This is a genomic window from Acetobacter fabarum (assembly GCF_040702925.2).
In the GTDB taxonomy this organism is placed as follows: Bacteria; Pseudomonadota; Alphaproteobacteria; order Acetobacterales; family Acetobacteraceae; genus Acetobacter; species Acetobacter fabarum_B.
On the sequence record NZ_JBFCXX020000055.1, the window covers coordinates 1 to 834 of the forward strand.

The 834-nt window shown below is 59.7% G+C and carries 1 protein-coding gene and 1 pseudogene; both read left to right on the forward strand.

The features are described from left to right. The first annotated feature begins 89 nt into the window (after positions 1-89). Positions 90-578 (forward strand): hypothetical protein, encoded by a 489-nt coding sequence (locus tag AB2L51_RS15060; protein WP_395583037.1) that lies wholly within the window; start codon positions 90-92, stop codon positions 576-578. A gap of 68 nt (positions 579-646) precedes the next feature. Further along, positions 647-834, forward strand: a pseudogene (locus AB2L51_RS15065) (hypothetical protein); the annotation flags it as partial.

The window sequence follows — 834 nt, forward strand, 5'->3', positions numbered from 1 at the left end:
TCGTCGATTACTGTTAATATGGCTGTGACTGCGGACCCCTCGCTGACGTGGCCATGTTACGCAACATGGTGGGTTGAGGGGTATTGAGCATGAGCGAGACAATGACCACAACCACACCCATAACCACATCCGAGTGGTGGGCAACAAGCTATCCGGCCCGGTATTATGTCTGCCCTAATTCCAGCGCACTTATTGGCGGGTATCCGTCTGTTATGTGGGTGGACGTTAATGTGTTCCCGTCCGCCCCGGCGTGGCTGCCTGCTGCGTCCGACATGATCGCGTTGACAGAGGCGGAATGGACGGCGCGCAGTACGGGAACCCAGATTATGGTGAATGGAGCCGTCCAGACTTACACGCTGCCCGTTGTTGCTGTTCCTTTGCAAACACAGGCGACCACCGCGCAGGCATGGATACAGCAGCAGGCTAATCTGGCTTCTGCCATGGGCGAGGTCTTTACGGCTGATATGAAGGCCTATGTCCGTGCCATTGCGGCCATAGCCAGCGGCGCGGATACCACCAGCACGGCACTACCTGCCCAACCTGCGGATGTGATGGCGGCCAGTAGCGGCACGTCCTGAGCCAAACCAGCGCACCCCGCAGACCCGCCGCCCTTTTGAGGCGGTTTTTTTATGTCCGGATGGAACAGATGACTGAAACACAGTGCGCAGGACCCTGCGCGGCTGAAGATGACCTGCGCGTGATCGTGGACAGCCACGCCCGCCGCCTTGATGGGCTGGAGGACGATGTGGACACACTCAAGTCCGGCCAGAGCGCCATGATGGAACGGCTGATTTCCATCGAAGCGCAGGGGCAGGAGCGCGAGCGCAACCGGGC

Bases quoted from the DNA above. Each gene is read 5' to 3' on its own strand.
- AB2L51_RS15060 (WP_395583037.1), top strand. From the start codon at position 90: ATGAGCGAGACAATGACCACAACCACACCCATAACCACATCCGAGTGG.